At 46.7% G+C, this 24,908-nt stretch carries 18 protein-coding genes; 1 reads left to right on the top strand and 17 read right to left on the bottom strand.

What is annotated here, in order from left to right:
• Positions 1-18: 18 nt before the first annotated feature.
• The 10 genes from fliJ to BS617_RS02125 all read right to left on the bottom strand — a co-directional run bounded on the left by fliJ (position 19) and on the right by BS617_RS02125 (position 10,771).
• Entirely contained in the window at positions 19-459 is a 441-nt protein-coding gene (gene fliJ / locus BS617_RS02170) for a flagellar export protein FliJ (RefSeq protein WP_075171271.1), read from the bottom strand.
• 60 nt (positions 460-519) lie between these two features.
• Complete coding sequence (fliI, locus tag BS617_RS02165; protein WP_075171270.1) at positions 520-1,884, bottom strand: flagellar protein export ATPase FliI; 1,365 nt, start codon at positions 1,882-1,884, stop codon at positions 520-522.
• Entirely contained in the window at positions 1,871-2,749 is an 879-nt protein-coding gene (locus BS617_RS02160; protein ID WP_075171269.1) for a FliH/SctL family protein, read from the bottom strand. The genes fliI and BS617_RS02160 overlap by 14 nt, the downstream gene beginning before the upstream one ends.
• 50 nt (positions 2,750-2,799) lie before the next feature.
• The gene (gene fliG / locus BS617_RS02155) at positions 2,800-3,798 is read right to left on the bottom strand and encodes a flagellar motor switch protein FliG (protein WP_075171268.1); all 999 of its coding nucleotides are present in this window, start codon (positions 3,796-3,798) and stop codon (positions 2,800-2,802) included.
• Complete coding sequence (gene fliF / locus BS617_RS02150) at positions 3,791-5,476, bottom strand: flagellar basal-body MS-ring/collar protein FliF (protein ID WP_075171267.1); 1,686 nt, start codon at positions 5,474-5,476, stop codon at positions 3,791-3,793. Before fliF ends, fliG begins: the two co-directional genes overlap by 8 nt.
• 27 nt (positions 5,477-5,503) lie before the next feature.
• The gene (gene fliE / locus BS617_RS02145) at positions 5,504-5,863 is read right to left on the bottom strand and encodes a flagellar hook-basal body complex protein FliE (RefSeq protein WP_075171266.1); all 360 of its coding nucleotides are present in this window, start codon (positions 5,861-5,863) and stop codon (positions 5,504-5,506) included.
• Between the two features lie 196 nt (positions 5,864-6,059).
• Positions 6,060-6,689 (bottom strand): 3'-5' exonuclease, encoded by a 630-nt coding sequence (locus BS617_RS02140; protein WP_075171265.1) that lies wholly within the window; start codon positions 6,687-6,689, stop codon positions 6,060-6,062.
• Between the two features lie 3 nt (positions 6,690-6,692).
• Positions 6,693-8,528, bottom strand: a complete 1,836-nt coding sequence (locus BS617_RS02135; protein ID WP_075171264.1) for a putative nucleotidyltransferase substrate binding domain-containing protein — start codon at positions 8,526-8,528, stop codon at positions 6,693-6,695.
• 146 nt (positions 8,529-8,674) lie between these two features.
• Entirely contained in the window at positions 8,675-10,480 is a 1,806-nt protein-coding gene (locus BS617_RS02130; RefSeq protein ID WP_075171263.1) for a sodium:solute symporter family protein, read from the bottom strand.
• 30 nt (positions 10,481-10,510) lie between these two features.
• Entirely contained in the window at positions 10,511-10,771 is a 261-nt protein-coding gene (locus BS617_RS02125; RefSeq protein WP_075171262.1) for a DUF4212 domain-containing protein, read from the bottom strand.
• Between the two features lie 280 nt (positions 10,772-11,051).
• Between BS617_RS02125 and BS617_RS02120 the strand changes: the two genes are divergently transcribed.
• Positions 11,052-14,972, top strand: a complete 3,921-nt coding sequence (locus tag BS617_RS02120; RefSeq protein ID WP_075171261.1) for a hybrid sensor histidine kinase/response regulator — start codon at positions 11,052-11,054, stop codon at positions 14,970-14,972.
• A gap of 158 nt (positions 14,973-15,130) precedes the next feature.
• Here BS617_RS02120 and BS617_RS02115 read toward each other — a convergent pair whose 3' ends face one another.
• The 7 genes from BS617_RS02115 to fliD form a co-directional block, all read right to left on the bottom strand.
• Entirely contained in the window at positions 15,131-15,799 is a 669-nt protein-coding gene (locus BS617_RS02115; protein ID WP_075171260.1) for a response regulator, read from the bottom strand.
• 138 nt (positions 15,800-15,937) lie between these two features.
• Positions 15,938-17,890, bottom strand: a complete 1,953-nt coding sequence (gene acs / locus BS617_RS02110) for an acetate--CoA ligase (protein WP_075171259.1) — start codon at positions 17,888-17,890, stop codon at positions 15,938-15,940.
• A 205-nt stretch (positions 17,891-18,095) separates the two neighbouring features.
• The gene (locus BS617_RS02105; RefSeq protein ID WP_075171258.1) at positions 18,096-19,526 is read right to left on the bottom strand and encodes a sigma-54-dependent transcriptional regulator; all 1,431 of its coding nucleotides are present in this window, start codon (positions 19,524-19,526) and stop codon (positions 18,096-18,098) included.
• A 10-nt stretch (positions 19,527-19,536) separates the two neighbouring features.
• The gene (locus BS617_RS02100) at positions 19,537-20,640 is read right to left on the bottom strand and encodes a sensor histidine kinase (RefSeq protein WP_075171257.1); all 1,104 of its coding nucleotides are present in this window, start codon (positions 20,638-20,640) and stop codon (positions 19,537-19,539) included.
• Positions 20,640-22,142, bottom strand: a complete 1,503-nt coding sequence (locus BS617_RS02095; protein WP_075171256.1) for a sigma-54 dependent transcriptional regulator — start codon at positions 22,140-22,142, stop codon at positions 20,640-20,642. Before BS617_RS02095 ends, BS617_RS02100 begins: the two co-directional genes overlap by 1 nt.
• A 210-nt stretch (positions 22,143-22,352) precedes the next feature.
• Positions 22,353-22,739, bottom strand: a complete 387-nt coding sequence (fliS, locus tag BS617_RS02090) for a flagellar export chaperone FliS (protein ID WP_075171255.1) — start codon at positions 22,737-22,739, stop codon at positions 22,353-22,355.
• A 47-nt stretch (positions 22,740-22,786) separates the two neighbouring features.
• Positions 22,787-24,835 carry a flagellar filament capping protein FliD gene (gene fliD, locus BS617_RS02085; RefSeq protein ID WP_075171254.1) on the bottom strand — a complete coding sequence of 683 codons (2,049 nt, stop codon included), beginning with the start codon at positions 24,833-24,835 and terminating at the stop codon, positions 22,787-22,789.
• Positions 24,836-24,908: the final 73 nt, after the last annotated feature.

Raw genomic sequence — 24,908 nt, 5'->3', positions numbered from 1 at the left:
TTACCCACTAAGAGAGCGCTAAAAAACAGAAGTGGTCTGCTGGGAGCGCTCATCTAACTGCTTTTGAAGTGCTTTATCAGCTTTTTGTTGTTCGGCATCCAGTGCCTTATCGGCTAACGACTCCAACGCACTGTGGCGACCATGCATTTGTGCCCAATAGCGCTTCACTTGGGCTAACTGGTCTTTATTCACCTTCATGGTTTTTTTATGCTGCTCAATTGTGTCGGCTATTTTGGTCATGAACGCCTGATAGTTTACTATCTGAGGCCCCAACATCCCCTGTTGCATTGCCTGCTGATATAAGCTTTGGTATTCAGACAAATATTGCTCTAATTGCAGCAACTGCGTTGCGTCAGAGTCCACCCGCTTAATCTGATCAGCCAAGAACTTTTCCGCTTCTTTCTTGCGCCGCTCAGCCAAATCAGCAACGAGCGATAGACGCTCAGAGCGCTTTTTCATAATTCAACCTATCTAACTGTAGCGATATCAGGGGCTTTTAATGACGTGAATTAAACAGCCTTATTTTTTAACAGCAGGCCGAGCCGGCGGCTCATTAGGCTGCAAAGACATCGCCAACATTTGCAAACTTTGCTCTACATTAACGGATTCATGCAAACCTTGCTGCAGAAACTGACGGATAGTCGGCATTTTTTCGATTGCAAAGTCAGTATCAGGATCACTACCACGCACATAAGCCCCCACCGCAATGAGGTCAGTGTTTTGCTGATATTTTGAGTATAGCTGCTTAAATCGCATGGCAGCCTTTAAATGCGCCGCCTCAACAATTGCCGGCATAGCCCGACTAATAGAAGCCTCTATATCGATTGCCGGATAATGCCCTTGCTCAGCGAGCTGACGCGAAAGCACAACGTGACCATCTAAAATAGCCCGTGCTGAATCAGCAATCGGGTCTTGCTGATCATCCCCTTCGGTTAATACCGTGTAAAAAGCCGTAATAGACCCCTTACCTGTCGCATCGTTACCCGCTCGCTCTACCAGCTTGGGCAGTTTAGCGAACACAGAGGGCGGATACCCTTTAGTTGCTGGAGGCTCACCGATAGCTAAGGCAATTTCACGCTGCGCCTGCGCATAACGCGTGAGCGAATCGACCAACAGCAGCACACTTTTACCTTGGGACCGAAAATACTCAGCAATGCGCGTAGTGAGCTGAGAAGCTCGCAATCGCATTAAGGGCGAATCATCAGCGGGAGATGCCACAACGACAGAGCGCGCTAAGCCTTGTTCGCCTAAATTATGCTCAATAAACTCTTTGACCTCTCGCCCCCGCTCCCCGATCAAGCCTACGACCGTTATATCTGCTGACGTTGCTCGCGTCATCATACCGAGTAGCACCGATTTACCCACACCACTACCGGCAAACAAGCCTAACCGCTGCCCTTTACCTACGGTTAGCAGTGCATTTATGGCTTTAATTCCTACATCGAGAGTTTCATCAATGGGGTGTCTATCCAACGGGTTAATGGTCTCGCCAGCCATGGAAACAGATAACGCACACCCCAAAGGTCCTTTGCTATCTATAGGCTCGCCTACACCATTTAAAACGCGCCCTAACAACTCAAAACCCACAGGGACGTTCCGAGAGGCCGTCATAGGAATAACCTTTGCCCCTGCTGACAAGCCTTCAACCGGCTGCAAAGGCATTAGATAAATCTTTTCATCATTAAAGCCAACGACTTCAGCTTCAATTTTTTGCGAATTAGATACGAGAATTAAGCAATTATCACCGATAGCAACACGCAGCCCAACCGCCTCAATAGTTAGGCCTATCAAACGGGTGATTCGCCCTTCTAAACGCGGAGCAGGTTGTGCAAGCGGGGTTGATAAAACCCCCTCTAAACCAGCCGTAAAGTTACTCGGATCCATTGTCGTCTGCTTGATGAGTTTGATCCGCGGGCTGATGGCTCAATGCTAACGCAACACGCTCACGCAGCTCACCAGCTACCGCGTCAAAGCGGGTTTGGATGAGATGATCTATATCTGTGTGCTCTGATTTAATCACACAGCCGCCTTGCTGAATATCAGGCTTAGCCACCACACTCACTTGCACATCGTCATCAACCATTGCCGCAACGCATTCATTCACCGCATTCACTTCATCTGGATGAGCTAAGACACGAATACGACCTACGTTATTAGGGAGCTGCGCCAACGACTCCTCCACAGCTTGAGCGATGGCCTTAAAGTCGCTAGCCAATACAGCTGACGGTATAACCGCTTCTGCCACAGCTAATGACAGCTCAGTAGCCAATAACGCTAATTGCTGTTGGTGTTGCGCTAAGGGAGCATTTAATGCCGTTATCAAGCTAACCAATTGCGCTTGTTGCTGAGCTAGCACAGCATCCGCTTGCGCACGGCCTTCTGCTAACCCCTGAGCCAACCCTTCTGCATGTCCAGCTTTACGGCCTTCCTCGCGCCCTTCTTCGTAGCCTTCAAGGTGAGCTTGCTCATGAATTTTTTCTAACTCTGCCAACGTTACCTTTTCTGCAACGACTTCTTCATCAACCACCGTCACTTGCGCACTGGCGGTGTCTTTCGACGCTGTTTGAGCCGAATGAGCTATTCCCGCTTGACCAATGGTATTAGTGCGCTTAGATGTCGAGGGCTCAGTTGTGCCTGATGCAATGCCTACTGAAGAGCCAGCCTTAGAAGGTTGTGAAGAAGAAACATCCGGAAGCACCCAATTCTCGTAGGGTACTTGGGATGATTTTGGGCGGAATTTAGCTGACATTTGGCATCACTGTGACTTATAAATCGCATTATGAGAAAGACACTGAATGGTTAAAGCATGGCCTCGCCACCGCCACCCAGCATGATCTCTCCATCATCCGCCAAACGACGTGCAACAGACAAGATCTCTTTTTGAGCATCTTCAACTTCACTAACACGAACAGGGCCTTTCGCTTCAAGGTCGTCACGTAGAAGTTCGGCAGCTCGTTTAGACATATTCCTAAAGATTTTTTCCTGCAAGGCAGTATCCGCGCCTTTGAGCGCCAAAATCAAGACATCACTAGCCACTTCACGCAAGATCACTTGGATCGCTCTATCATCGACATCAATCAAGTTATCAAAGACAAACATGAGCTCTTGAATTTGATTTGCCAAGCCTTCATCAACCTCTTTAATACCTTCCATCAATTCGGCTTCGATGGTGCTCTCGATGAGGTTCATGATATCTGAGGTATGTTTCACACCACCCATGGTGCGGAACTGACCAGCCGAGCTAGTTGATTGCCCTTCGAGCATTTCGTTAAGCTCTTGCAAGGCTTGCGGCTGCACACGGTCCATAGATGACACACGCATAATGATGTCTAGACGCACTTTATCGTCAAAGTAAGATAACACATTGGCGGCTTGATCAGGCTCTAGATACGCGATGATGACGGATTGAATCTGCGGGTGCTCGTAACGAATGGTCTCTGCAATTTGACGCGGTTCCATCCAACGCATCGTATCCAAACCTGACGTGTTGGTCGTCATGAGTATACGATCAATCAGCGTTTTTGCTTTTTCTTCACCCAATGCCTGATTCAGCATAGCGCGGATATAACGATCATTATTGATACCAATACCGGTTTGGTCTTGAACCAATTCCATAAAGTCACTAACAACACCTTCCACGCGCGATTGAGCGATGTTGTCCAATTCTTTCATGGCTTCGCCGATCATCTGAACCTGTTTAGGGCCAAGATACTTGAGCACTTCAGCCGCATCATCCTCACCCAAGCTAATCATGAGTATGGCGGCTTTTTCGATATCCGTTAGCTCTTCATCACTCATCTCGGTTCAACCACTGCTTCACGGCTTGTGCTACACGCGCAGGATCTTCGGCGATCATGCTACGCACTGCATTTAATTGAAATTCAAAACTCTCACTTGGCGTAGGTAACAAACCATCACCTCGCCCACCGAACGTTACCTTGTCATCTGACAGATCTTGACCGCCCAAACCTTCTAACTCAGCTGCCACTTCATCGGTTTCATCTGTTTTTTTAGTTGGGATAATTGCGCCAGTTGTCGCTAGGTTTTTCAGTATAGGACGCAACACACCAAACACCATTAAGAGCACAAACAACACAGCGCCAACCTGACGGGCTATATCCCATACCCATTGCTGCTTCCAGATAGGAATTTCAATATCCTCAAACGGCTGCTCAGGTACAAACGGTGAGTTAATCACGTTAACACTGTCCCCTCTCACCGCCGAAAAACCGACAGCATCTTGTACCAAAATACGTAAGCGCGCTAATTCACTTTCACTCCACGGTGTTCGTGTGAGCTCTCCTGTTTCTGGATCCGATGCTGTCAAATCATCGACGACAACAGCAACCGTTAAACGCCCTATTCGCCCTGTATGGTGCCGTGTATAAGAAATAGAACGGTCTAATTCAAAATTACGTGTCGCTTGATTTTTAGCCGTACCAGGCACTGTGGCTGCACCACCGTCTCCTGCCGCGCCATTCGCCACTTCAGGGACAGCTGTAGGCCCTGGCGGCTGGTTAGATAACGCCCCAGGAACACCCTGCGCCGGGGCCGTACCTACACGTGTTTCCTCCAGCGTTTGCTCACTTCTGAGTGCAGGGAGATCCGGGTTATAAATTTCGTCGGTTTGTTCAACTGCCGTAAAATCGACATCTGCCGATACTTCAGCTCGATAACGCCCTTGGCCGACAACCGGCATTAGAATACTGTTAACTCGGTTTAAGAGCGTCTCTTCTACTTTTCTTGAGTACTCAAACTGCTTGCCAGCCAAAACGACATCAACATCTTCGTCTCGCGAATTTAATAACTGCCCGCGCTGATCGACCACCGTCACATTTTTGACGTCTAGAGAAGGCACAGACGACGCGACTAAGTTCGCAATCGCCGCTACTTGAGCCCTATCTAGTTTTCGCCCCGTATAAAGCTCCACAAAAATTGAAGCACTGGGTTGCTTTTGATCGCGTACAAACACACTTTCTTTAGGAATCGCTAAATGGACACGGGCATTACGCACCGCGGTTACGCTAGTGATAGTGCGTGCCAACTCACCTTCTAGCCCTCGCCGAAAGCGAGCACTTTCCATAAACTGGCTCACCCCTAAGCTTTGCTCTTGATCGAGCAGCTCAAAGCCTACTGTCTTATCATTAGTAAAGCCTTCGGAAGCAAGCCGCAGTCGGGCTTGATAGACATATTCTTCGGGGACAAGGATTGTTCGAGCATCGCCTTCAAACTTATAAGGAATACTCAATAAGTTAAGCTGATCAATAACTTCATTGGCATCAGCATATTGTAGGTTTGAGAAAAGAACGCGGTAATCAGGTGCTTTAGACCACAAGACCACAGCCAAGCCAATAGCGATACTGGCAGCCAGCCCTACCATTAGGCCAAACTGACGCAAAAACGACAGTTTATTAAACCCCGCTAGTAGCCCTCCTCCGGAGGTTTCGATTGTGACTGTGCTGTTATCAGTAGCCATGACCAGTATTACTTTCCGAAATCGTCATTAAATTGACATGTTCATTACATCTTCATACGCAGACACGAGACGATTACGCACTTCAGTCATCGCCTGAAAAGACACGGAAGCTTTTTGTAACTGTACCATTACTTGCGTTAGCTCTACGCTGGTATCCCCCTGCTCATAAGCCGTTGCAAGGCGTGATGCTTCCATTTGCGTATTATTTACACCGTCGATTGCACTTTTTAATAAAGAGCCAAAGCCATCATTACTTTCAGCAACAGGGCGTACAGAAGGCATAGCCACTTCTGCCGGATTATTGACATGACTAACACCCATTTGGGCCTGTTCTTTCATGGCTCGCATTTGGGTTAGTACACTTTGGATATCCGTTCGCTCAATCATCTTGCACCCTGAATGACAACTTATTGACATTATAAGCAATTAACCTGTGTTCACAAGCTAACCACCAGCATAAGCGCCATATAAATGACGCTTAGCGGCAATTTTGCAATATATGAATAGTTAAATGCAAAAAACGAGCCAATAAAATCATATCTATCAAGCTACTGGCAAAGAAAAAGAGCGACGTACCAACCGGTTAGCACGCCACCTCAGGTGGGGAGCCATGAGTCAACCGAACATACATGAGCGCTACGGTAATTGCATCACCTAAAGCGGTGTGCCGCTCAAGCATCGGAATATCAAGCTGTTTAGAAATAGTATCAAATCGCAGGTCTATATTACCGCCGACTGAACGCCACTTAATAATGTCATGGTACACATGAGATAACTCTATGGCCTTATTCGGCAAACCAAACCCATAGATAGGCCGAATAAATTTATCCAGCATGCGAATATCATAATTAACGTAATAACCTAAAATTGGCCGGTTACCTACAAATGCGAGCACTTGCTGCAACGCATCTTCTAGCTCAATACCTCCCTCTAAGTCCGTTGCACGCAGTTTATGTACAACAATGGAATCACCTGTGAGTGTTTTGGGCGGTTTCAGCTTAATATCTAAGCGTTCGCTGGTTAGCAGTTTTTTTCCTCGGATCTTAACAGCACCTATCGACAAAATTTCAGCGCCGCTCACATCGAGACTTGTCGTCTCACAATCTAATGACACAACCTCGTCGCCTTTATAAGGCTCAAAAAGATGAGCATAAGGCCCTTGTTTGTGATCCATCTTGTCTTTCAGTTTTCGAATCGTACGCGGGATGATCATGAATCATCGACTCCCTAGGTGATAACGAGATTCCAGGTGCTTTTTAAACCCTTTAACCACATGAAAGGCATCACGTAAAAGCTCCCGATCCATTTTATGCAAAGATTGTAAGTCCAGCGTATTAGGCGTTGGATCAATACCCTTCTCTTCCTCTTCGGCCCGCTTAATTTGCTGCCTGAGGCGTAATTGGATAAACAACCCTAGCGCTTCACTTAACTCGCGTCCGTGTTTATCTTCCATAATGCCAGCTTCTACCAACGCCTCGATACGCTTAAAAGTGTTCGTTGCCAAAATCCGATATTCAAGCGCTAAGGTACGCACCCCGTGGACGATAGGGAAAATCCCTCCCTTTTTAATGTCCAACTGCCCCTTATCTTTCAAATTACCAAATAAAGTTAACGGTGTGTGAAATTCCAGCGCCACTTTTGCAAAGTGTGAGAAGAACAAATCATTATTTTTAAGCGATTTAAAAAACCAATTACGACCCGCTTTAAACAAAGCCGGATTCCCCGCAACCGGTTTTGCATCAACGGCGATGGCTAAATTCATCTGGTCTTGCTCTTCCCAGCTACTCGACCAGTCAGCTAACTTTTGAGTCCAATCACCCAGTGAGTTCACCCAATACGGGTTAGATACCATAATATTGCCTGGGCATGGCGGGTAGCCGAACTCCATTAATTTATTGGAGAATTCTTGCAATGTTTGTGACATTTGCGGCCAAACAAGCCCATCACGGTGGATAATGGCGTTATCCTGATCTGTTTTCATAATTTGCTCGCCCCGACCTTCTGACCCCATGACGATCAAACACACATGTGGCTGCATATCCTCGGGGATGAGCATTTCAAACAGTTTAGCCATAACCCGGCCGTTCATTGCGGATAACAGGTCCATCGCAAAGCGCGTTTTTACACCATACGAGACCAGCGATTTAATCAACTCGTTCAAACCGCTAGCGGCTATGAACAAGTCCTCGACGGTATTCGCTCGTTCGATGCGCAACCCAATGACATGGGAGTGACTCGAAAAGAAACTCAATACATCGGTCAAATCAACAATACCGATCAGCTCTTGCTCTTTCATCACCACAACACGCTCAATTCGTTGCCGAGTCATGGTCACTAATGCATTAAATAAGTAATCATCGGGGTGAATACTAATCAGGCGGTATGTCGCTATTTCTGAAACCGGCGTTGTGAGTGGCATTTCACTAACAACGGCGGCATTCAGTAGATCTGTGCCCGTTACCATACCGTAACGTGTGCCGCGTTTTACCAAGAAGCAATCGACCTGGTTTTCACGCATAAATAAGGTGGCTTCTTTTATTGTGGTTTCTTCCAGAACAATTAATGGATCCCGAATCACACCTTCACCCACGCGGGCTAGCATGAACTCTGCCATGTCCTGAGTTTCGCCGCTGTGTTGCTCTACAATTTCTGTTTTCGCGGCTAAGTTTTGTTGGAAATAATCGGCAAACAACGCATTGGTTGACACCAAATCAAGAACAGTTTTGGTGGGTATAATATGGCAAATCGTTTCTTCTTCAGCGATAAAGTTATGTATCGCCTTACCTTTAATGGCAGACCAAGCACCGAAGTAATCTTCATTTTCGTAATGAACATAAACTTGATGAGATTGTCCGCTTTCATCATCGCGGGACTCACTCTCCGATACCCGGCCTTTTAAAATAACATGCACGCCTTCCGGTACCGACCCTGCCGCCATAACCACTTCGCCCTTTTGGAAATAAGCTATATCCAAATGATTACGCAATGTGGCTTGCTCGCTTTCCGTTAGCAAACTAAACGGTAAGTTATCCATCTTAAACGAAGTAGGCATAACGACACTCCTTTATCCAAGCGGCCTCATTCCTATAAACAGCAGGCTGGCCACTGATAAAAAAGGCGCATCAACTTTCGCCGATACGCCTTATGTTTTTGAGCGTAACGATATAACAAGTTTATATGCTATATCGTTCACAGGTTTTAGTGATCGTGAGCTTCACCCGCACCACGTGGGATACGTAGATCTTCTACAATACGCTGCATCTCTTCAGAAGGAGGAGGCGTCATTGATGCAACAATCATAGCAACGACGAAGTGAAGCACCATGCCTACCGCACCGAATCCACCAGGACCTATTCCCATGAAGTAGTCAGCTTTATCACCGCCACCGAAGACGAAGTACCACATGTAGCCAACGGTAGAGATCAAACCAACCAACATACCGGCAATGGCACCTTGTGTATTCATGCGCTTGTAGAAGATACCCAGCATAATAGTTGGGAAGACCGACGCACATGCAATACCGAAGGCGAGTGCCACCACCTGCGCCACAAAGCCAGGAGGGTTAATACCGAAGTAACCAGCAATACAGATTGCCACAACGGCGGCCATCCGTGCATACATAAGCTCTTGCTTCTCAGTAATATTCGGATTAATGGTTTTCTTCATCAAGTCATGCGCTACCGCTGTCGAAATTACCAACAATAAGCCTGCCGCAGTCGATAGAGCGGCCGCTACAGCACCCGCTGCCACCAAGGCGATTACCCAGGCAGGAAGTTGCGCAATATCAGGGTTAGCCAATACCATGATGTCACGGTCTACATATAGCTCGTTTGCAAACGGTTGCTTAGAGGCATCAAAATCAGCACCTTGGATCGCATTGGTAGCGATACGCTGACCTTGGTCACCACGCTCGTCGCCAAAGGCTGGCTTACCGTTGCCATCAAATGCATTACCTGCTGCATATTGGATTTTGCCGTCACCATTACGGTCATTCCAACCTAACAGGCCAGCATTTTCCCAGTTTTTGAACCAGCTAGGAATTTCTGAATAGGTTGTACCCGTGTTATCAACACCGTTAACCGTTTGAATCAAGTTCACACGACCAAAGCCACCAACACCTGGAACAGCGGTGTAAAGTAGTGCGATGAAGATAAGCGCCCAACCAGCAGACGTACGTGCATCTTTAACACGAGGAACCGTGAAGAAACGTACAATTACGTGAGGAAGACCCGCCGTACCACACATCAGCGCCACAGTCAGACAGAAAATATCAATTGTAGACATTTTACCCGCCGTGTACTGAGCAAAACCGAGATCTACAGAGAGCTGATCAAGCGTCGCTAATACAGACTGTCCAGAATCAAGCGTCGCACCTAAACCAATTTGCGGCAGGATATGACCTGTTACTTGAGCTGATAGGAAGAAAGCCGGAACGGTGAAGGCAAGAATCAATACGCAGTATTGAGCTACCTGAGTGTAGGTAATCCCTTTCATGCCACCTAAAACAGCATAAAAGAATACAATCGCCATACCAATGATAACGCCCGTATTAATATCTACGTGTAAGTAACGTGAGAATACGATACCCACACCACGCATTTGACCTGCTACATAGGTAAACGAGATTACAATAGTACATACCACCGCAATGGTACGCGCCACGTTAGACTCATAACGGTCGCCCACAAAGTCTGGCACAGTAAATTTACCAAACTTACGCAAGTAAGGCGCTAAAAGCATGGCTAGGAGTACGTAACCACCGGTCCAACCCATGAGATACGCAGAACCATCACGTCCGATAAACGAAACTAGACCCGCTAAAGAAATAAAGGAAGCTGCTGACATCCAGTCAGCGGCAGTAGCCATACCGTTAGCAACCGGATGTACACCACCACCTGCCACGTAGAACTCTTTTGTTGACCCAGCACGGGCCCACACTGCGATACCGATGTATAGGAGGAAGGATCCGCCTATAAAGAGGTAAGATAAAACATCAACACTCATAATCACGCCGTCCTGTTCTAAATTTTATTATTATTCGTGAACGTCATACTTCTCATCGAGTTTGTTCATGCTGAACACGTATGCCCAGATCAACCCGACGAAGACGAAAATTGAGCCTTGCTGACCAAACCAAAAACCTAATGGGAATCCAAAGAATTGGATCTCATTGAGCTGATCAACAAAAAGAATGCCACAGCCGTAGGAGACTACGAACCAGATGACAAGGTAAGTTAAGATAATCCGGAGATTTTCACTCCAGTACGCTTTTGCGGTTTCACTACTGATTGACATGGCACTTTCCTTTATTTTTTGTTATCGGATCAAGTGAAATAGTAGACAGATTGAATTTAGCAAAGAGCATTGACAAAAAAATCCCCGACTTTAGTCGGTAACCTTTGTCAACCCATTGTCAACAATTGGCTGCAAGCGGCGCCGTTGCTTGCTTCTTGTATTTGGTCGAAAACGCCTTACCCTTCAATAAGGTAGACGATGGTATAAGGGAAAGCGTTAGGTTATGCGCAAGATTCGGTTACACTAGATTTATTCAGGTGTAACTATAAGGTTTGTCGACATGCTGTCGGGCTGGTTTATCATTTTAGTCTCATTATTATATGTGGGACTGCTCTTCGGTATCGCTTATTACGGCGATAGCACCCAAAAAGGAAAGTCTTACGCAAGTAACCCTGTGGTTTACTCGCTGTCCTTGGCTGTCTACTGCTCTTCTTGGACCTTTTACGGCGCCGTCGGGCGAGCCACCTATTCAGGCTGGGAGTTCATGGCCACTTACATAGGGCCTATTCTGGTCTATGCCCTTGGGTGGCGGGTCGTCGAGAAAATGATCCTTATCAGTAAGCAACAAAACACGACAACCATATCGGATTTCATTTCGTCGCGTTACGGCAAAAGCCAATCACTTGCAGTCTTAGTTACCTTAATCGCCGTCTGCGGAACACTCCCTTACATCGCTATGCAGCTTAAGGCAGTGGCGATTAGTTTTAATGCCCTAACACCCGGTGCCACAGAAGCACTCAGCAAAGGGAGTGATACGGCACTGTTTGTAGCTATTTTGATGGCTATTTTTGCCATCTTGTTTGGCACCCGCCACATTGATGCGACCGAACATCACGAAGGCATGGTGCTAGCAGTTGCTTTCGAATCTATCGTTAAGCTCACCGTGTTCATCGCTGTCGGATTATTTGTCTCAATTAATGTGTTTGACGGTTTTGGCGACACCCTCTATCAAATCACCCAAGCGCTCCATAGCGAACGAAAGTATCAAAGCTTTTTGGGAGGGAGCTTTCTCACGGAGATTCTTCTCGCTTGTATCGCTATCCTGTGTTTGCCGCGCCAATTCCATGTGGCCGTGGTTGAAAATACAGACATCCGCAATTTACGTGTCGCGCGCTGGATATTCCCGCTATACATGCTTGTGATAGGCATTTTTGTTTTACCGATATCCACAGCCGGTAATTTTTACTTTAGTGGTGAGCCCATCGACGCGGACACCTTTGTGCTTATGCTGCCACTGGAGTCAGGCAGCAAAACGTTAGCCATGTTAGCCTTTATCGGCGGGCTATCTGCATCTACTGGGATGGTCATTGTTGCCAGCATTACGCTGTCTACTATGGTGTGCAACGATATCATCATGCCTCTGCTATTTAGGCTCTCTGGACGTAAATTATCAGATAAAAAGGATTTAGGCGCCCTACTGTTAACTGTTCGACGTATGACCATCCTCAGCCTGATGCTAATGGCTTATTTCTACTACCGAATTTTGGGTGAGCAAGGCCCGTTATCATCATTTGGTTTACTCGCATTTGCAGCCGCAGCCCAGTTTTTACCTGCCATTGTGGGCGGTCTGTTTTGGAAAAAGGGATCTCGTCGCGGAGCCTTAACAGGCATGGTGATGGGGTTTATTCTCTGGGCCTACACATTAGTGCTTCCCACCTTTATGAATGCGGGAATTTTATCACCCGATTTTTTAACAGGTACATTGTTTAACTACCACTGGCTTGCGCCTACCTCCTTGATGGGGCTGAGCTTTAATGAGCCGCTATCACACGGTGTATTTTGGAGCTTAATGGTTAATACGAGCCTGTACGTGCTTATATCTCAATATTCACCGCAACGTTTAGTTGAACGCATCCAAGCCAGTGCTTTTGTTGATGTTTACAACAAGGACTTAACCGAGCCTTCTCGCCACCATGGTGTTGTTACTGTTGGCGACCTTCAAATGCTGACCGAGCGCTTCCTTGGATTAACGCGCACACAAGATGCGTTCGCAGGTTATGTCGCACAACGAAACGAAGAGCCTTTATTGTCTGGCGACAAAGCCACCCCTGAACTCATTCTATTTACCGAACGCTTACTCGCCGGTGTTATTGGGGCTTCTTCTTCTCGTATCGTTCTGGCTTCAATCCTTCGGGGCCGGGAAATGCAAATCGGTGATGTTGTTTCAATCGTAGATGAGGCTTCACAAGCCTTACGCTTTAACCGATCACTACTGCAATCTACCATCGAAAATATCGGCTTAGGTATCAGCGTTGTCGACCAACAACTGCGTTTAGTGGCATGGAACCGCCCTTACATCGAGATGTTTAGTTATCCAGAAGGGCTTATCTGTATTGGTCGTGAGATAGAGGAAATATTTCGCTATAACGCTCAAAAAGGTGAATATGGTCCAGGGGATGTAGACGAGCAAGTACATCGCCGCTTACAAAGCATAAAGGCAGGCCGTCCCCATGGCTACGAGCGCTATCGACCTGATGGTACGGTGCTGGCTGTTCGTGGTAACCCGATGCCCAACGGCGGCTACGTAAACACCTACATGGATGTAACCCAACAAAAACAAATTGAAGAAGCCTTGCGCGAAAGCGAGCAAAATATTCGCATCTATACGGATAACGTCCCTGTTCTTATCGCTTATCTTGATACAGAGCGCCGCTACCTGTTTGTCAATAAAGCCTACGCTGACGCTTTTGGATTAGACCGGCACACAATAGTTGGCATGCCTGCCTATAAGGTCCTTTCAAGTGAGGAATACGAAAAGCGTCGCGGCTTTATTCAAAACGTTCTCGAAGGCAAACGCCAGCGTTTCGAAACCATTTTACCTAGCCAACAAGACATAGAACGGTTCGCTGAAGTCACTTATATTCCTCACATTGGCGAATACGGCGATATTTTAGGCTACTTTACGCTATACCAAGATATAACCGAACGGCGCGAAGCCGAACTTGCACTACAAATAACCAATGAAACTCTAGAGCAACGAGTTAAAGAGCGGACACATGCTCTGTCGGTAGTGAATAAAGAACTGCGAAAAGAAAACACCATTCGCGCCTTGATGGAAGATGAGCTTCGCCAAGCAAAAAGTGATGCTGATGCGGCTAACTTGGGTAAAACTCGCTTCCTTGCCGCCGCCAGTCATGACCTACTGCAGCCGTTAAACGCCTCTCGCTTATTCGCTTCCGCTTTAGCTCAACAAAGCCATAGCTCACCCGCAACCAAAGAGCTAGTTTCAAACCTCGATGGATCATTAAAAGCAGCGGAAGAACTCATTACCGCCATCTTAGACATTTCTAAGCTGGATGCAGGAGCACTTGAACCGTCCATTAGTCACTTTTCTTTGGACACCCTGTTTAGCAATTTGAGCACCGAGTTTACGGCTGTTGCCAATGACAAAGACTTAGCGTTCCATTATGTAAACTGCCATAAAGTCGTGATTTCCGATCAGAAGTTATTGCGCCGCATTCTGCAAAACTTTTTGTCCAACGCTGTTCGATACACCCAATCAGGTAAAATACTATTAGGCTGTCGACGCCATAAAGATATGCTGCGTATTGAGGTTTGGGATACGGGTGTAGGCATTCCGAAAAGCCGCCTCAATGAGGTGTTTGAAGAATTTAAGCGCATAGATAACCCCAAACACTCCCAAGTTCAGGGTTTAGGCTTAGGTTTAGCAATCACAGAACGAATCGCGCGCATGCTCGGCCATCGCATTAATGTTCGCTCGTGGGTCAATGCCGGTACAGTATTTAGCGTTGATGTACCACTGGGAGATCCTCAAAAAGCCATACAAGCCAAGCCTGAGCAGCGGGGCTGGATACGTTCTAAAGCTCTCAACGGCACAGTGACACTGGTGATCGATAATGAGCCTAAAATTTTAGAGGGTATGACAGCACTGCTACAAGGTTGGGGGTGTGAAACTTACACAGCGTTATCAATAAACGAAGCCACCGCCCTATACACTACTGGTGATACGCCGCTGCCAGACATCGTATTAGCTGATTATCATTTAGGCGAGACAGAAACAGGCATCATGGCGCTTGAGGCACTGTATCAATTGTGGGGGACTAACGTGCCTTCCATGGTGATAACGGCCGACCGTACGGAAGCAGTGCATGCCGAAATAGAAGCTTTTGGCTCACAATTATTGACCAAACCTATTAGACCCGCAGGGCTAAGGGCCATGATCAATAAACTACGAGCTTAAGGAATTGCAAAGCTGACAACGTTGGCAAACAAGATAGGCTGTAAGTGGGAGTCTAAAAAGCGAAAGAGAAGCGATAAAACTAGGACTAACTCAACATATCGAATTAGTCCTACATGGCTAGCGCTCAGAAAGGCCTACAGGCCTTAAGATATAGCGCGTTACTCCATCTCAGTGCGCGCCGGATCAACACTCAAATGCTGAGCAGCAATAACCGCTTGCGTGCGGCTATGAACGCCGAGTTTTCGCAAGATAGCGGTTACATGCGCTTTAATCGTCGCTTCTGACACATTCAGCTCATACGCAATCTGCTTGTTAAGCAGGCCTTCGGTCAGCATCGTTAATACACGGAACTGCTGAGGCGTTAGCGAAGCCAGCGCTACCGCAAACTTACGTTCATCTTCTGTAACATCCTGCTCAGGTTGTTCATTGATTTCACGGGGTAACCACTCTTCACCTTCTAGAACAGCAACAATGGCTTCTGAAATCGTTTCTAGCGGAGCTGATTTAGGAATGAAACCTGACGCTCCAAAATCCATAGAACGTTTCATCACACTGACTTCTTCACTACCTGAAACCACCACCACAGGAATGCCCGGGTTTTGCCCGCGTAAAAAGACTAAACCTGTAAACCCGTTAGTCCCCGGCATATGTAGATCCAGCAATACCAAGTCAGCATCGCCATGTACAACAACGGCTTCTTGCACAGCCTCAAGCGAGTCGGCCTCTACAATTTCAACGCCTTCGATTGCTTGAGACACCGCTTGTCGTAGCGCGGCACGAAACAGTGGGTGATCATCAGCAATAATGATTTTACTGGCTAACTGCATGCTTATCCTCCGGACGTTGTGCGTCCTTTTAACCTTCAGTTGTGGTTTGATATTACCATTTCATGAAACGCAAAACTCCCCCTCTAGGTCAACTAAAGGAGGAGTTTGTGGAAGTTTTAGGCTAATTGATAATAAGTTTTAGCCTTTGCGGTTCATTCGATGCTCAATTAGATCATCAACTACCGTTGGATCCGCCAATGTAGACGTATCACCCAAGGCTCCAAAATCATCCTCAGCAATCTTACGCAAGATACGGCGCATGATTTTACCTGAGCGTGTTTTTGGCATGCCCGGAGCAAACTGAATTAAATCAGGCGACGCGATTGGACCAATTTCAGAACGCACGTGTAAGCGCAATTCCTTCATCAGCTCATCAGACTGCTCATAACCCGACTGTAAGGTCACATACACATAAATACCTTGGCCTTTCAGGTCGTGCGGGTAACCCACAACTGCCGCTTCAGCAACCGCAGGGTGAGCCACTAGCGCTGACTCTACTTCAGCTGTACCCATACGGTGGCCGGATACGTTGATAACATCATCAACACGGCCTGTAATCCAATAGTAACCATCTTCATCACGACGAGCACCGTCTCCCGTTGTGTAAACACCTTTATAGGTAGAGAAGTAAGTTTGAACGAAACGTTCATGATCACCCCAAATCGAGCGAGCCTGTGCTGGCCACGAATCAGTGATGACTAAGTTGCCATCGACCGCGCCTTCCAGTGTATTGCCCTCAGCATCAAACAAAGCAGGCTGAACACCGAAGAAAGGACGTGAAGCCGAACCCGGCTTAGCCGCTGTAGCACCAGGCAAAGGTACAATCATGATACCGCCCGTTTCAGTCTGCCACCATGTGTCAACGATTGGGCATTTTTCATCACCTACAATCCGGTTATACCATTCCCACGCCTCAGGGTTAATTGGTTCACCGACCGAACCAAGAATACGAAGGGTAGATAAATCCGAATCGCCGAGTACATCTTCACCTTGCTGCATTAATGCACGAATCGCCGTAGGCGCGGTATAGAACTGATTGACCTTATGCTTCTCGATAACTCGACCAAAACGGCTATTGTCTGGGTAGCTCGGCACACCTTCAAACATCAACGTTGTGGCGCCGTTAGCCAAAGGACCGTATACAATGTAGCTATGGCCTGTTACCCAACCCACGTCAGCAGTACACCAGTAGATATCGCCATCTTTATAATCAAATACATACTCATGCGTCATTGACGCATACACCATGTAGCCACCCGTGGTGTGCTTTAAGCCTTTTGGCGCACCGGTAGAACCTGAAGTGTACAAAATGAACAGTGGATCTTCTGCGTTCATTTCTTCAGCAGGACAATCAGCCGACGCTTTAGCAACAAGGTCTTCATACCACTTATCGCGACCTTCAACCCATGGCAGTTCTTGCTCTACACGGTTAACAACAATCACGGTTTTACACGAGGCTGCTGCATTCTCGTTTTGCAGCGCTTTGTCCACATTCGCTTTTAATGGAACAACTTTACCGCCACGTAATGAAAAGTTTGAGGTAACCACTACTTTCGAGTTAGCACCTTCAATACGTGCCGCGAGCGCTTCAGGTGAGAATCCACCGAATACGATAGAGTGCACAGCACCAATGCGTGCACACGCAAGCATCGCTACGGCTGCTTCTGGGATCATTGGCATATATAGCGTGACAACATCACCTTTCTCTACACCTTCTGCTTTTAGGGCATTAGAGAAACGGCTTACACGCTCATGTAAATCACGGTAAGTAATCGACTCGGAGTCACTTGGGTCGTCTCCTTCCCAAATGATAGCAACTTGGTCACCACGCGTTTCTAGATGACGATCTAGACAGTTATAAGCTGCGTTCAAGGTGCCATCTTCAAACCAGCGAATATCAACATTGTGTGGATCGAAAGAGGTATTTTTTACTGTAGAGTACGGCTTAAACCAATCAATGCGTTTACCTTGCTCGCCCCAAAAAGCGTCGGGGTCATTCACGGACTGCTCATACATGGCTTCATACTTAGCATTATCAATATGCGCAGCAGCCGCCACTTCGGGTCTGACTGGATATACTTTTTCACTCATGGTGATGCCCTTAACTTGATTATTTTATTTATTTGTCCACAAGGCCATTCTTAGTTTTTATTTTTCACGATGGCAAACGGAATCGTTAATCAATTTATACAGAACCGCACACAACACCCTGAATTAGACATTGGTCTATCCAACCACCTCCAATAGTATAAGCAAGCCCTTTTTAGGCATTTTTTATTCAACTTAAGTTTCAGGCTTAGGGCTTAAGCAAGGCTTCTAAGTCAATTCCTGCCTCACGAATTTTGGCAAGCTTATAACGTAATGTGCGTGGGCTAATTTCCAGTTTTTCGGCCGCTTCTTTTCGGCTTCCGCCTGTGGCGCGCAAAGCATCGATAATCAACTGGTACTCATGCTGACGTAAGTCATTGCCTAAAGCCCCGTTCGCTATAGCAGAATCAACCGCGGCGGCCGGCTGCGGGTTATCTATAGCAACCTCCTCTGCCACCTGAGTCACCGACGATTGGTTGATCGCCTTCTCTGGAGTTGATGCATTAATCACAATAGCCCCTGTCATCATGTGCAGATCACAAGCCATGATTTGATTACCTGTTTGAAGTATCAATGCGCGCTGAATGACATTATCTAATTCACGCACATTTCCGGGCCATTGATGATTAATCAATGCAGCTTCTGCATCAGGCATAAAAGTGGCCTGTGGGCGCTTCATCTTTTGGCAGTATTTTTCGAGTAGCCGTTTTGCCAGAGGGACGATATCCGCTTTGCGCTCACGCAAAGGGAGCCACTGTAGAGGGAATACGTTTAAACGGTAATAGAGGTCTTCTCGAAACTGTCCGTCGGCAACATAGCTGGATAGTTCACGGTTTGTGGTGGCGAGCACACGTACATCTAACTTGATAACACTGCGGCCACCAACCCGCTCTACTTCTTGCTCCTGAAGCACGCGTAACAGCTTGGCCTGCAAACCTATATCCATTTCAGTGACCTCATCTAACAACAAGGTACCTCCATTGGCTTGCTCAAACTTACCGGGCTGGCTATTCACGGCACCAGTAAAGGCTCCTTTTTCATGACCAAAGAGCATCGCTTCCAGCATATTTTCGGGAATGGCTGCACAGTTAATGGCAATAAAAGGCTCGCCTGCTCGCGTAGACTGGTCATGAATGTATCGAGCTAGCACTTCTTTACCAGTGCCTGATTCCCCAGTGATCAGTACGGTAGAATCGGTTACAGCGACCCGACGTGCTAATTGCAGTAACTGCTTACTTACCCCATCTTCGGCAACAGGTTCATTTCCAGAAAGCACTGCGCCGCTGGCAAATTGACGAATCGTATCGACTAATGCATCGGCCTCAAAAGGCTTAACCAAATAATCGACTGCCCCTTTACGAATAGCCTCTACCGCCTTACCGACTTGGGCAAACGCGGTAATTAATAAAAAAGGCAGGGCTGGAAACTGCTCACGAACATACTCAAGCAAAGCATGCCCATCGATTCCGGGCATATTAACGTCAGACACGACCATATCTACGACACTGTCTTTTAAACGTAAGATAGCTGTTTCGCCATCTTCCGCCTCTATTGCGCGTATCTCTGCCAGTTCGAGGGTATCCACCAGAGCCTCCCTCAAATCACGATCATCCTCTACCACTAATACCGTAATCGTCATGTTAATTTCCCTATTCTAGGCGAAGATATGGAAGATTAAATTGTGCACAGGTCCCTTGCCCCAGCGACGAACGCAGGACAAACTCCCCATGGTGCGCTTTTGCGACAACCTGAGCAACGGCCAGTCCCAATCCAGTACCGTGCGACTTAGTGGTATGGAATGGTTCTAACGCCTTTTTAACACCAGCACTGTCCATACCCGGGCCCTGATCGATCACTTGCAATACGAGATTATCCGCTTCAATTGACGCTTTAATGCATAAAGGATGCGCATTGCCAGCGGCCTGTAATGCATTATTGACTAAATTCAAAATCGCACCGAGTAACGTTTCTTTATTACATTGTAGCCAATAACCTTTTGCTTGATTGTCTAATTCACAATCCGCATCAAACTGGCTTAAAGGCACATCTAAAATATCATCTATCGCATTAAATAATTGCTCAGTTGATAAGCGGTCATCCAGTAAGGTTTCCCCTCGCGCAAAAAGCAGCATGTCCTTCACTTGTTGCTCTAAATGAATTAATCGCGATTTAACTTTGTGCGCAAATTTAATGCGTTGCTCATCCGTAATATGATCTTTAGTAAGATGGCTGGTGTACAACATAGCCGCAGTTAATGGTGTACGAATTTGATGAGCCAAGGACGCCATCATCCGACCCATCTCTGATAAACGCTGGTAATGCGACAAACGAGACTGCAAAAGCCTCGTATCCGTTTGATCAGTTAATAACACTAACTGCCCTGGCTCATGCTTCATTGGACGCGTTAGTAAACGTACACGTCGACCATCACGCAACGAGATTTCATGCCCATCATCGTTACGTGGGGCAAAGCTACGCTGAATAACCGATACCCAACTTTGATCTTTAAGTGGCGTTCCTAACAGCGATTCGGCGGCCGGGTTACAATTTGAGACCAAACCGTGGTTATCAATAAGCAACACGCCTGCGGGTAACAGGTCGAGTAACTGCTTCATTCGTATAGCAATTAAGTCACCGTGAGCCTCTTCCCGATCCCTCTCACGCTGGATCTGATCCAATTCCGAATGCGTTTTTGCCAGCGCCCGCTCTAGCTCGGCAATTTTCGCCGCTTGCTCTTTTTCAAGATCTGTCATTAATTGACTCGCTGTATACCGTATTTACGCATTTTTTCGACCAGCGTTGTTCGACGTATAGACAACAGCGTTGCCGCACGCGCCACAACATGCCCCGTATGTTCTAACGCTTGATTAATTAAGTGCTGCTCGATGTGCTCCAAGTGCCGCTTTAGGTCAATGCCTTGCTCCGTTAGCGTGAGCATCGTTTCTCCCGCTTTATGGTCGGTGCTATCAGTTGAGGCGGCCGTTAAAAATGACTCATCAGTATCAGCTAACAGCGTTTCAGCCAAGGAATGATCCGGTAGATGCAATGCATTCTGCGATTGATAACGACCCGGTTTAGGTTCTGCTATGTGACGACACTTTTTAGGTAACTCAGAAACCCCAACCACACCATCAGGATGCATAATCGCTAAGCGCTCAATTAAATTAGCTAATTCCCTGACATTTCCCGGCCATGTATGACGTTGTAATGAATCCAATGCCGATGGCTGAAAACGTAAGCGCCCCAAACCCTCCGCTTCTGCTCGTTTTGCTAACGCCTGAATCAATAAAATCACATCGTCTTTGCGATCGCGCAGGGCTGGCGTTTCTATTGGGTAAACATTTAATCGATAATACAGGTCTTCACGAAAATCGCCTTCAGCGATCATGCTTTCTAAATTTTTGTGTGTAGCCGCGATAATCCGGACATTCACTTCAACGGTTTTAGTCCCGCCTACGCGTTCAAAGCAACGCTCTTGTAAAACGCGTAATAACTTAACTTGCATTGCTAACGGCATATCGCCAATTTCATCTAGAAACAACGTACCGCCATCAGCCATTTCAAAACGCCCCACGCGGGCATTAACCGCACCGGTGAACGCTCCCTTCTCATGACCAAATAACTCGCTTTCTAATAACTCAGGAGGAATTGCACCGCAATTAACAGGAACAAACGGCTGATCAGCTCGCTTCGAGTAGTCATGTAAACTACGTGCAACCAACTCTTTACCTGTACCGGATTCGCCCGTTATGAGTACATTCACATCGCGATCAACCACGCGTGACATCACCTGCTTAAGCTGCCCCATAGCTTGGCTTTGCCCAATTAACAACGGAAACAACCGCTCGTCAGGATGCGCTTTAAGTGATTGCCCTTGAATCACATGCGCTTCGTGTAACAGATCCGTCAACGAGTGTTCATTTAATGGCTCATCTAACACCCGCAACAACTGAACGCGTGACTGATCGGTTAATTGGCTAAGATCATCCCACGCTTCAAGCAGGCACACTGATGCGGCAACATCTTGCCGCCGCAACGAAGCCATTAACTTTTCAAGAGACACAGGCAATTGACTACGCCCTATGAATGCAAGGCTTGCACTGGGACGTTCAGAGAGCTGAAACCATTCTACGAAGGTCATTACTTGATGCGGCACACCTAAAAAACCAAACACAGCACTGAGTGTCTGTCGGCGCGACTCTTCATCATCAACCAGCAAAACTAATGCATGAGATGCAAAATTAAGAGTGCTCATAAGCGGGTCAACCTTAATGCCATTTTTTTGACGAATTAAGCAACATAGTAGCAGAGTTCTACTAGTGCTCAAGTAAATATGTCAATTTATCGACACTTTACTTCCACAGCCCTTTTGTAACTGATATGAACCCACAGCACGGCCCGAATGACAGGCATTAAAAAGCGCCAATTAAGGCGCTGTTTAAAAGCTTAGCGTGTAATAAGCGGATTATGCCGGTACTTCCATACCAACCCAACCCGACTTAATTTCCAACATCAATCCAATAACTTCTTGTACCTTGTCGGCATCGTTATTACGGTTTGCTTGCAACAACGTACGAATCATATAGTCGTAGAGCGCATCAAGGTTAGCCGCGATCTCTCCGCCTTTTTCTTGATCTAAAAAATCACGCAAACCCAGAATAATATTGTTGGCTTTGTTGAGCTGAGTCGTCCGCTCTTGGATATCCTTTCGCTCAATAGCACCTTTTGCTGTAGCCATTGCCCTTAAGGCCCCATCGTATAGCATGGTTATTAACTCTTTTGGGGACGCTGTGGCGGTAGCAGCTCGCAAATCCACACTTTGATACTGTTTTAAAGCGCTTTTATTAATCATAAATATTTCCTAAAACTGGCTAATAAGTGCCTGAAAAACGTTGTTAATTAATTACTACTAGCCGTATTGGGGAGCGTATCGAATAAACTAGATAGCGAATCGCCGGTTGTTTGAAGGCTTGTAATAATAGCCTCCATTGCCGTGAACTGGGCAGTAAGCCGATCTTCAAACATCGTCATTCTTCGATCAAGATCATCTTGATCATCTGCAATATCATCTATTTGCGAGTTTATATTGTCTTCTCGCATAGCGATGGCACCCGTGGTGTCATCTAAAAAGGTATCCACTAACAACGACAGCTCGCTAGCTAAACCACGAGAAAAATTAAACGTGTGATCGCCCAGCGCACCCTCTTTGATGGTTAGGTTAATACCGTAAGCATCTGACCCCACAGCTGGCAGCAAAATGTTGCCAGAACCAAACGCAGGTTCACCATTAATAGTCCCCTCTACGTTAGTCCCTGCTGTACTAACCGAATTTGTTGATAAGCCCGTAGCACTGGCGAAGTCATCACCTTGCGCGGTGATAGAAACACCGGAGGCACTACCAAACTCTCGTGAAACAATGCTGATAACTCCAGCATCGTCTACTTGAACGTCAACCCCGATATTGGCCGCTTTAATATTCTCATCGTTATTAATTAGGCTTTGTAGCGCACTACGCAATTCATCGGCGCTGGTAAAGTCACCTTCCAACGTCAAACTTTGCGACGCTACACCATCTACTTCAACACTAAAGCTATAATCAGGTGTCGCTAACGGGTTCAGCCCTGGATCGGCTGTATTAAAAGCACTAAATGCACTGTCGCTAGTTACAGAGCCTTTAGATGGCGATGTGGTAATAGATACATCATAACTACCTGGAACAGCTTGGCCGGAATAACTCCCCATTCCCACATCAATAGCGCTAGTACTTGAGGAGGTTTTAGGCGCAAAAATTGCGGCAACATCATCAAAGTTATTATCAATAGCGGCCGAGAACTCATCTTCGACTATTTCTAACGTGCCATCCAACTGAGTACGAATACCGAGATTGGTCAGCGCATTAAAGTCTTCAACACCTGGCACACTAGCCGTCATCATAGAGCGAATACGTGATATAACGGCTTTTGCTGTCCCGTCCGAGGCTAATGTACCCGCCGTAGTCTCGTCGGTATCGGTATCCGTTGAAATGCCAGTGAGTGATTTGGCCGTTTCGTAAAACGTGTTGTACGCGTCTACAAAATTACGTATTTCGTCTTCGGCTGTAGCGCTGTCTTCACTGATAGTGAATGATATCTTCTCTCCAGCGCTCGCTTTATTCAGCGTAAAATCAAGACCTGTAATTACATCGTCAATCTCGTTACTTTGACGAAAAACAGACAAGCCATTCACTTTAATTTCGGCGTCTTGTCCTTGTAGGGTTTCAGTCATACTGCTGTAATCAGCGGTATTAAAATTAAAACCCGATAAGCTTGCATCATCGCTCGTTATCTCAAGTGCATTATCTTCACCTGAGGGTGCATTGATCATTAACTGATAAGCCCCGTCGACCAATAATACAGATGCTTGGACTTGCGAATCTGTCTCATTAATTTTGTCTGCGATATCTTGGAGAGTATCGTCCGCAGCCACTTCGATATTGAGAGCTTGAGCTGATTCATTTTCAGCAAAACTAGCAGGGTTATTGCTCGCGTCATAACTCCAAGCACCTAACCGGATAGTTAAGTTGCCGGTCGCATTAAGACTGCTGTCTTTATCATCGAACGTCTGGTTAGCGACTAACGTTTGTGCCTGTGCTATCGCCATGACTTCAAGCTGATAGGACCCGGTTTGTGCGTTAGCTGATAGTTCGTTAGGGGTAATAACATCAGTATCAGGGAAGGACACTGCCCGTGAATTAAAAATATCTTCACTGGTTAATGATGCTATTGAGTCTTGTAACGTGGACAAGCTACTAGACAGTGCACCGTAAGCAGAAATCTGAGACTCCAGGGTCTCTTTTTTAGTATCAAGACGTGCTTGAGGAGCTGAGCGCTGAACGTCGACTAGCTGCTCAACTAGGCTGGTTGTGTCTATCCCCGAACCTGCGCCTAGCGCTGAGACGATGCTTACCATGGGACTCTCCTACGAACCTATCCTGAAAACCGGTACCGCGCTTTCGTCTCTTACGAATCCGGTGCTCATTTGC

Origin of the sequence: Neptunomonas phycophila (assembly GCF_001922575.1) — a bacterium.
In the GTDB taxonomy this organism is placed as follows: Bacteria; Pseudomonadota; Gammaproteobacteria; order Pseudomonadales; family Balneatricaceae; genus Neptunomonas; species Neptunomonas phycophila.
Note: the sequence above shows the minus strand (reverse complement) of the source record. Positions and strands in the feature narration are given on the sequence as shown.